This is a genomic window from Kitasatospora sp. NPDC059088, assembly GCF_042738155.1.
In the GTDB taxonomy this organism is placed as follows: domain Bacteria; phylum Actinomycetota; class Actinomycetes; order Streptomycetales; family Streptomycetaceae; genus Kitasatospora.
The window spans coordinates 3995-11970 of record NZ_JBHYGR010000209.1 but is presented as its reverse complement, the minus strand read 5'-3'; the positions used below and the strand labels follow the sequence as shown (position 1 = coordinate 11970).

General features: G+C 72.4%; 14 protein-coding genes. All 14 read right to left on the bottom strand.

All coding sequences use genetic code 11. From position 1 onward, the window contains the following. Positions 1–36 precede the first annotated feature (36 nt). Positions 37–300 (bottom strand): hypothetical protein, encoded by a 264-nt coding sequence (locus ACFWXO_RS43320; RefSeq protein ID WP_380532236.1) that lies wholly within the window; start codon positions 298–300, stop codon positions 37–39. 108 nt (positions 301–408) lie between these two features. Beyond that, a complete protein-coding gene (locus tag ACFWXO_RS43315; RefSeq protein ID WP_380532233.1) occupies positions 409–792 on the bottom strand; it encodes a hypothetical protein in 384 nt (127 codons plus the stop codon). Between the two features lie 412 nt (positions 793–1204). Continuing rightward, the gene (locus ACFWXO_RS43310; protein WP_380532231.1) at positions 1205–1405 is read right to left on the bottom strand and encodes a hypothetical protein; all 201 of its coding nucleotides are present in this window, start codon (positions 1403–1405) and stop codon (positions 1205–1207) included. A gap of 35 nt (positions 1406–1440) precedes the next feature. Beyond that, positions 1441–2037, bottom strand: a complete 597-nt coding sequence (locus ACFWXO_RS43305; protein ID WP_380532228.1) for a hypothetical protein — start codon at positions 2035–2037, stop codon at positions 1441–1443. Positions 2038–2110: 73 nt separating this feature from the next. After that, positions 2111–2722: a hypothetical protein gene (locus tag ACFWXO_RS43300; protein WP_380532225.1), complete on the bottom strand. Its 612-nt coding sequence runs from the start codon at positions 2720–2722 to the stop codon at positions 2111–2113. Positions 2723–2873: 151 nt separating this feature from the next. Next, complete coding sequence (locus tag ACFWXO_RS43295) at positions 2874–3194, bottom strand: hypothetical protein (RefSeq protein WP_380532222.1); 321 nt, start codon at positions 3192–3194, stop codon at positions 2874–2876. 149 nt (positions 3195–3343) lie between these two features. Beyond that, positions 3344–3940, bottom strand: coding sequence for a hypothetical protein (locus tag ACFWXO_RS43290; protein ID WP_380532219.1), 597 nt, complete (start codon positions 3938–3940; stop codon positions 3344–3346). 112 nt (positions 3941–4052) lie between these two features. Then, complete coding sequence (locus tag ACFWXO_RS43285; RefSeq protein ID WP_380532216.1) at positions 4053–4673, bottom strand: hypothetical protein; 621 nt, start codon at positions 4671–4673, stop codon at positions 4053–4055. Positions 4674–4772: 99 nt separating this feature from the next. Continuing rightward, a complete protein-coding gene (locus ACFWXO_RS43280; RefSeq protein WP_380532213.1) occupies positions 4773–5024 on the bottom strand; it encodes a hypothetical protein in 252 nt (83 codons plus the stop codon). A gap of 133 nt (positions 5025–5157) precedes the next feature. After that, positions 5158–5472, bottom strand: coding sequence for a hypothetical protein (locus ACFWXO_RS43275; protein ID WP_380532210.1), 315 nt, complete (start codon positions 5470–5472; stop codon positions 5158–5160). Between the two features lie 70 nt (positions 5473–5542). Beyond that, positions 5543–6037 (bottom strand): hypothetical protein, encoded by a 495-nt coding sequence (locus ACFWXO_RS43270; protein ID WP_380532207.1) that lies wholly within the window; start codon positions 6035–6037, stop codon positions 5543–5545. Positions 6038–6171: 134 nt separating this feature from the next. Beyond that, a complete protein-coding gene (locus ACFWXO_RS43265; protein ID WP_380532203.1) occupies positions 6172–6753 on the bottom strand; it encodes a hypothetical protein in 582 nt (193 codons plus the stop codon). Between the two features lie 122 nt (positions 6754–6875). Next, positions 6876–7082 carry a hypothetical protein gene (locus ACFWXO_RS43260; RefSeq protein ID WP_380532200.1) on the bottom strand — a complete coding sequence of 69 codons (207 nt, stop codon included), beginning with the start codon at positions 7080–7082 and terminating at the stop codon, positions 6876–6878. A gap of 123 nt (positions 7083–7205) precedes the next feature. Continuing rightward, positions 7206–7835: a hypothetical protein gene (locus tag ACFWXO_RS43255; RefSeq protein ID WP_380532197.1), complete on the bottom strand. Its 630-nt coding sequence runs from the start codon at positions 7833–7835 to the stop codon at positions 7206–7208. Positions 7836–7976 lie beyond the last annotated feature (141 nt).

Below are 7976 nucleotides of genomic sequence, written 5' to 3'. Positions count from 1 at the left end.
GACATACGTGAGTCCGCTCATCAAGGTGCGCTCCCTCTAGGCGATGTGACCTAACGAGACACGACCACTGTGGGACACGGCATGTGCCGCGATACCAGCCGCGCACACGCCGGCCTCCGGGCAGGTGACGACCTTTCGACCGCTCGGAAGGGTGGCCTCGAGCGCCGGGGTGGTCCAGAGGTAGGTCTTCCGGCCCCCGCGGTTGAGATCGCCGTTGTTGTCGGTCAGAAGATTCTTACGAAGCTTGGTGGGGGGTGCGTCGAACAGGCCGGGTCCGGGGTCGGAGGTACGGGAGGGCATGGCGGGGCTCCTGGGCGTGGCGGTCGGTGGGGCCCCCGGGGCGACCCGGGGGCGAGCGAGGCGCGTGCCGTGCCCGCGCAGGGGCGGGCACGGCACGGAGGGGGGCGGTCAGGCCCGGGTGCGGCAGATGTGGCGGGATTCCTCGTCCGCGAGCTGCTCGGCCAACTCCTCGCCGTAGCGCGCGGCAAGGGCGTATCGCTCGTTCTTCGCCTCGCGCGGCGACATGGCGGCCCGCGCGCTCCCGAGGATCGTGCGCGCCATGTTGAGCTGTTCGTCCGTCAGTACCAGGGGGCTGGTCCCGTGCAGCTGCTGGCGCACGGCCTTGAAGTCCGCGCCCTCCAGCGGGTCCTCCTCGCCCTCGGGGGCGTCGCTGGCCAGGCTGGTCACGTACGCGAAGGCCTGGGCCAGCGCGGTCCGCAGCGTTACCCCCCGGTGGAAGGTGGCGGGGCGGATGGCATCGGCTTCGATGATGTGGATGATCACGGGAGTCACGTCCTGAGGGTCTTGGGATCGAGTGGGCGGGAGGGGCGCCAACCCCTGCCGACGGAAAGAAGTATACCACATTTCAGGTCCGCCTGGGTGTGTGAGGCGGCCCGGTCCCGCTGCGACTGTGACCGCTACTTTGCGAATCCGATCCGCATCCTGCGAGTTGCCCGGACGTCCGCCCTGGCCTGCTGATTCGTCGACGGCGAAGGGCGCCGGGGCCGTGAGCTCGCAAACTGTCGGTCGCTGAGGCTCGCAAACTACAACTCACAGAAGTCCCGTGACCTGGGCGTTTGCGGGTGCGGCTCGCAAAGTAGAGGTCACAATCGCACCCGCGCCGCGCCGGGCATGGCGGGCAGTTTCCCGGCCGGCGGCCGCCCGGAGGTGTTCCGCCCCGGGCGGCCGTCGCCTCAACTGGGCGTCAGGGCTGATACTCCGCAGTCTCCCGCCACGCGGCCACCACGAACTCAACCGCCTCCTCCTGCCGTTCGGACAGGATGCCGTCAGGGTCCAGCCGCTGCGCCCCGTGCCGGTCCCACAGTTCCGCCAACGTCACCAGCGCGACCTCGATGTCGGGCCGCTCGACCTGGTCCGCGAGCGGGTATCCATCCATGCCGGGCATGTGCTGCTCCTCCTTCTTGGATCGGGGTCTCGTTCCTACCGGCTGGCCCGGCCCGGGGTGGCCGGCTGGCGGCGCGCGGCGCGCGCCTTCTCGTCGTCGGCCTGCTGCGCCTCGCTGAGCAGCTTCACCCGCCCCGAGTAGCGCAGCTGGTAGCAGTCCTGGAAGCTGTCGGACCCGTCACGCTGGTACGCGCCGTGGATCTCCTCCAGGACCTCGAGTAGCGCCATCGCCTCGCGGCCGTACGGCGCACCGGCCGCGCGCTCGCCGTACAGGAAGCGGTCCGTCAGGCCGGCGACGTCCACCAGGATCCCGTAGCCCGGATCGGTGCGGACCGACAGGCGCAGCGCGGCGGGGATGATCCCGCGGGCCTGGGCCTGCTTGTAGTCGGCGCGGATGCGGGCGGTCACCTGCGCCAGTCGCTCACCGTCGCTGCGCCGGAACTTGGGGCCGTAGACGGTGCGGTGGACGCTCGCCCCGCCGGCGTCGACCTCGCCGCGGCGGCTGCGCCACCGGGCGTCGACGTACAGGGTCCGGTACCGGGCGGCGCCGGGGATCGGCGCGATGGTCTGCAAGCGGTAGCCGGCGGGCGCGGCGGCGCGCGCCATGGCGCGGGCCTGATCGAACGGCAGCATGGGGAAGTCCTTCCGGGAAGTGTTGGCAGGGGGCGGGGCCGGGAGGCGGCGGGCCCCTCCCGGCCTGGAACGGTCAGCCGCGGCCGGTGGACCGCTGGCGCGACTCGAACGGCGACATCGGCGGGATGTACGGCTCGGGGCCGGTGGACGTCGTCGATCCGTCCGCGTGGACGGTGACGACGGTGCGCTGCGGACCGCGCTCCACCCGCGCCCGGCGGCGCACCTCCTCCGCCCACGCCTCATCGGTCGCCCGGTAGGCCGCGGCGGCTCGAACGGCCTTCTCCTCGGCGGCCGCCGCCCCCGCGCGGTGGGCCTGGGTCAGGAGATCGCGCAGCACGGCCAGCCGCTGGGTGTCCGGGTTGTTCACTCCGGCCTCGTCGACGGTGCGCAGAATCGACGTCCACGCGCACGTGAGGTCGGACACCTGGGCGTCCGGGTTGGCGGCCTCGCGGCCGTAGCCGTTGAGCGTGGGCCGGTAGTCGGCGCGCCCGGCGTCGCTGAGGGCCTTGCGGCCCGCGCGGACCACCTTGGCGGCCAGCGTGCGGGCCTCGGCAAGCTCGTCCGCGCTCATCCAGTCGGCCGGGTCGCCGGACACGCGCTGCCACGCGTGGCAGCTGGTCCGCTCGGCGTGCTCGGCGTCGGCCTGCCACTGCTCGCGCGACGGCCAGGTGATGGTGCGGGTCATGAAAGCCTCCAGGGGCCGGGCTCCCCAAGGGGAGCGGGATCGAGTGGCCGGGAGGGGCGCCAACCCCTCCCGGCGGAAGACCGTCACCGGATGCGATTCCGGCTGGCGCCGCCGTCGCGCGGTAGGGCACCGGCGCGACGGCGGCAGAGTGTTAGGACTGCGGAAGGTGTCCCAGGATCCGCACGATGTCCTCGGGGTCGAGATTGCCGAAGGGCAGTTCGACCGCCTCCCAGTCCTCCCCGACCGCGCAGACGGTCAGGCTCCTGGGGTCGCTGTCACGCAGGGACCTGGAGTACGGGCCGATCTCGAACTCAAGCCGGACCCGGACGGGCTGACGCGTTCCGCCCTGGAGCTTGCCGGTCATCAGTCGCAGGAACTCCCTGTCGCCCGCCTGGTCGAGCGGACGGGACTCCCCGCGCTTGCAGGCGTCGCACGGGCAGCCGATCCAGTGGAGCGAGTAGATCTCGGACATGGCATCTCCTTGGGTCTGGTCGAGTGGCCGGGAGGGGCGCCAACCCCTTCCGACAAAAAGAAGCATACCACATCCGAGTGTTGCGTGTGGTCGTGTCGGCCCGCCCATCCGCCCCCGCGCGCGGACGGGGCCGCGGTCGGGGTGGGGGCCTACCGGTCCGCCACAATTTCGATGGGCATGGGGAGGCCGTAGTGGTTCGCCAGTGCCTCGATGCACCGGTGGGCGGAGTTGTCGCCCATCCAGACCTCGGTTCCCTCGTGGTCGGCGATCCGGTAGGCCGCGCTCGCATGCGTCGACGTCAGCCGCATCATGCCGCCAATCCCCTCCCAGCCCTCGAAGCTGACCGCGCGAAGAAAGTCCTCGATCGGGCCTGTTCGTCGTACGAACACCCGCGTCTGCGGCTCGGCCGGGAGCGGGACGCGCACATACGTCTGGGATGTGCCGGGGTTCATGATCTCCAGGTCGTGGGCGCGCAGGTGCTCGCGGTCGGCCCTGATCAGCGCGTCCCACGCGTCACGGGCCCGTCCCGCCCGGTTTGGCCGCAGGTGATGGCCGGCCATGATGCGCTGGACGGCTACGCCCTGGTCCCACGGGACGGCGTGCCAGCCGTCGGCCATGTCGTGGGCGGGTGGCGGGGAGAGCTTGGCCATGATGGCGGTAACGGCGCGCACGTCCCACGTGGGCGCTCCGGGGGTCGGCTGGAACGGGATGTCGGCGCGCTGGCCGGGCTCGGTGACGTCGTGCACGGTCTGTCTCCTTCGTTGCTCCGGATCGAGTGGCCGGGAGGGGCGCCAACCCCTACCGACAGAAAAAATACTACCACATATCAATGCCGCATGTGGTGCTGGGTGTCCCCCGTCACCGGGCCGGTCGCGGGATGACCCGCAGGGGGAGCGGAAGGCCGTACTGGTCGGCCAGCAGCGCGACGGCCTGGCCCCCGCCGACCACCCGCTGCGGGCAGATGCCGCCGAGATGATTCGTGACCTCGAACAGGCCGCGCTTCGGGCGGCCGGGGATCGGGAAGTAGCGCAGGGTCCCGCCGATCCCGGGCCACTGCGGGAACTCGACACGGCTCGTCAGCGCCGATGGCGCGCCGATCCGGCGCACGGTCGCCGTGCACTGCGGCTCGTCGGGGAGGGGTACCCGCACCACCGTGCGGACGTCGTCGGCCCGCAGGATCTCCAGGCCGCTCGCGCTGAGGTGCTCGCGGTCGGTCCTGACCCATGCGTCCCATTCCCGCTGGTCCGGCCCCGGCTCGGCGGGGCGTGAGCCGTGCCCCAGCAGGATCCGCCCCACGGCGACGGCGTCGCGGTGGCGCGCCACCCGCCACCCGTCGGCGCCCTCTTGGGCCGGCGGCGGGTACAGGCTGGCCATGACGCCGGCCACGGCGCGCACGTCCCATGTGGGGGCCCCGGGGAACGGGCGGAAGGCTTCGACGGTGGCGGCGCGGTCGGCGGCGGGGGGTGCGGACAGCTGCATGGTGGGTCTCCTTGGCGTCGGGGCCGGGCGGGCCCTTCTCCCGTCCGGCGGTGCGGCCGCCCTGGCCCCGGGGTGGGCCCCGGGGCCAGGGCGGAGCGATCAGATGAGAGCGCGCAGCGCGATCGACTCGACCGCGACTCCGTGGACGATCGCGAGCATCCGGGGGGTGTCCTCGGGCGTCGAGTAGCCGGCGCCGACCCGCACCTTGCGCGCCCGGACCTGAGTCGACCCGTCGACGGTGTAGGTGGCGAGCAGGGTGAACAGGTCGCCCGCGGCGATCGCATCCGCGTGCCGCGCCCGCGCCTGCTCGAAGATGGCGGAGCTGTCGGTGGTGGTGTGGGCCGTCGTCATGACTCATCCCTCGGGTTCGATGGCTGGATCGAGTGGCCGGGTGGGGCGCCAACCCCTCCCGACAAAAAGAAGCATACCACATTTCGGCTCTGGATTGTGGCGCTCCGGGTCTTCCGGCGGATTCGACCTGCGGTCAGGACAGTGCGGCGGAGTCGAACAGGGCGGCGGGCCCGCCCGGGACGAACAGCACCGGCTGCGTCGCGGTCTCGCTCCCGAACTGGTGGGGCTGCGCCTGTGTCCACGTCGCCGGGATGTCCGGGTGGCTGGCGGCGGCGGGCTGCGCTGGCTTCCGGTACGTCTCCAGGATCATGGACAGCTCGGCGCCGGCCTGCGCCCCGGCGCGGCATTCCGGCCCGCGGTCCGCCGCGGGCCCGGGGACGTCCTCCATTGCGAACAGCGCGTCGGGCGAATCGGATGCGGCGGGCCTGGCGGTACGGCGGCGGCTCATGGTCGGACTCCTGTCGTGCGGGCGTGGTCGGGATGGCCCGGGCGGGGGAGTCCCCCGCCCGGGCGGTGCGTCAGAACCAGTTGGCGGGCGCGGGGGTGGCGAGGGCGTCGAAGCGGGCACGTTCCTGCGTGGTCGCCCGCCGCCAGCGGCGGACCTTGTCCGCGAGCGGCATGTACGCGGACCCCTCGACCGACTCCGTCACCCCGTCCCAGCTCTCGTAGGACAGGCCCGGGTTGTAGCGGCTCCCGGTGCCGGTGATCCGCACTGTCGCCACGCCGACGTGCGGCACGTCCCACGACACATAGTCACCCGCGCCCCACCCGCACAGCGTCTCGCGCTCGGCCTCCGGCGCCTTTGCCCGCTTGCCCTGGAGCGCGCGGAATCCGGCCGCCACCCGCCCCAGGGCCTCGGCGCGCTGCGCCTCGTCGAGCGGGCACGGGGTGCTCGGGCGCTCCTCGGGGTCGAGCAGCTTGCAGAAGCAGATCTCGCTCACGTCGGTCATGTCGATGTGGATGGTGTCGCCGTCCTGGCGGCTGCCGACGACGGGGATGATCAGGTGCTCCATGGCTGGTTCCTCCGGTCTGAGTCGAGTGGCCGGGAGGGGCGCCAACCCCTCCCGACAAAAGAAGCATACCACATTTCAATGCCGAACAGTGCCGCACTCCACCCCTTTCCGCCTCGGGTGGCGGGGGTAGCCGGCTACCCCACCCCCGCCAGTGCCTGCCGCGCCGGGGCCGCGCTCGGACCGAACACCACGGCCCGCAGCCGCTCCCACTCCCGGCACTTCACCGACTCGGCGTCGGCGACCGGAACCGGTGTCCGGGCGCACCGCTCCCACGTGAACCGTGACAGCTCGCCCCCGCACCCGCCTGGGCACAACACCCGGAAGTCCGCGAGCGGCCCCGCCTGCCACTGCTCGAACGCCTTCCCCTGCTGGTCGAACCCGATTCGCAGCCAGCCGCCCGACCGGACGGTGTACACGACGCACCGGCACCGCTCGCAGTCGGCCGACTGCACGAATCGAACGCCCGTGAGCGTCACAGTCGACCCCTCCCGCGCCACCTCCGGCATGGGCGACGGCAGGACCCCCACCTCCACCCACGACCGGCCGGCCTGCGCCCCCCACACCAGTGGCGGGTAACCGGCCCCCGGCAGAGCGGGGAGTCCACTCCCAGGGCACTGGCCGTACTGCTCGACGGCATACGGGAAGTCGTGAACCTCGGCGACCCTATTCGCGCCCACCCCGGTGGGCATGTAGCAACGGCGGCAACGGACATCCATGACGAACCTCTTCCTCGCTCGGGCCGCGCTGCGGCCTGATGTTCGGGGCGGCGGCCGGGCGCAACGTCCGCGCCCGGCCCTGACCAGCTGCGCCGCGTGGGTGCGGCGCAGCCGGCGGGCGGTCAGCCGACCAGGTCGAGGGCGTCCCCGCGCATCCGGCCGAGCATCCGCCATGCGGCTGCCCGCGCCCGGAGGTCAAGGCGCTCGTTCATCCGCTGGCGCGACTCCCGGGCCGCGAGGAACGACTTCTGCGCGGCCTCGTCACCGGCGGCGGCGCGCGCGAGAAGGCGAACGAGGGGGTCCGTGTCGGTGACCTGCTGCGTGCTCATGTCCTGCTCCCTGCCGGTTCGGATCGAGTGGTCGGGAGGGGCGCCAACCCCTCCCGACAAAAGAAGCATACCACATTTCAATGCCTGGTGGGCCGGTGCTGCGCCCCTTTCCGGGGGCGACAGTCAACCGCTGAGCGGCATGACCGACTCATGGCGGACATGGAGCAGCATCTCCGAACCGGGAAAGTCGGGGTGCAGCTCGTAGCCCCCGCAGGAATCAAGGCAACCGCACTCCTCCGCACGGAACACCCCGCCCCTGAGCCTTTCGACCGAACCGTTGTAGCGAACGAGCGTCCCGTCCGGGTGCCGCAGCCGTCGCGTCACCTCCGGGGCCGGGCCGACCACCGGCGGGGCGGGGTCGACCGGGAGCGGGAACCCGTGCTGCTGCCGCGCGTTGACGACCTGGGCCACGGCATGGCGTAGCCGGGCCTGCTGCCCACTGGCCATGAAGTCGCCGGCCCTGGGGTCGTACCACTCGATGTGGACCCGCGTACCGTGCCTCTGGAACAGCAAGCCGATGGTTCCGGCCGCGGGGTGGCTGACCTTCCAGCCGCGGGCGGTAAGGCGGTGCGTCTCCTGGTCGACTCCCTCGGTGCTGAGGGTGTCGGTCAGCCACTGCCAGTCGGTCAGTTCGGCCTCGGCCATCGGGTCGAGGGTGACCGTGACGTCGCCCCGCGACGTGATCGCCAGGTTGCCCGCGCGGTCCCGCTTGCTGGCGCAGACGTTCCGGATGGTGACGGTGCTGGTCTTCACTGCTGCTGCCTCTCGGTCGCTCTGGGGTGCGGGTCTGTCGGCCGGGGCGGGGGCCGCGGCGGGGGCCCCGCCCGCCCCCCGGCGGCCCAGCCACAGACTGAGCCCCACGTGGGCGCGAGGGCACCCCCCGCGCCACCGAGC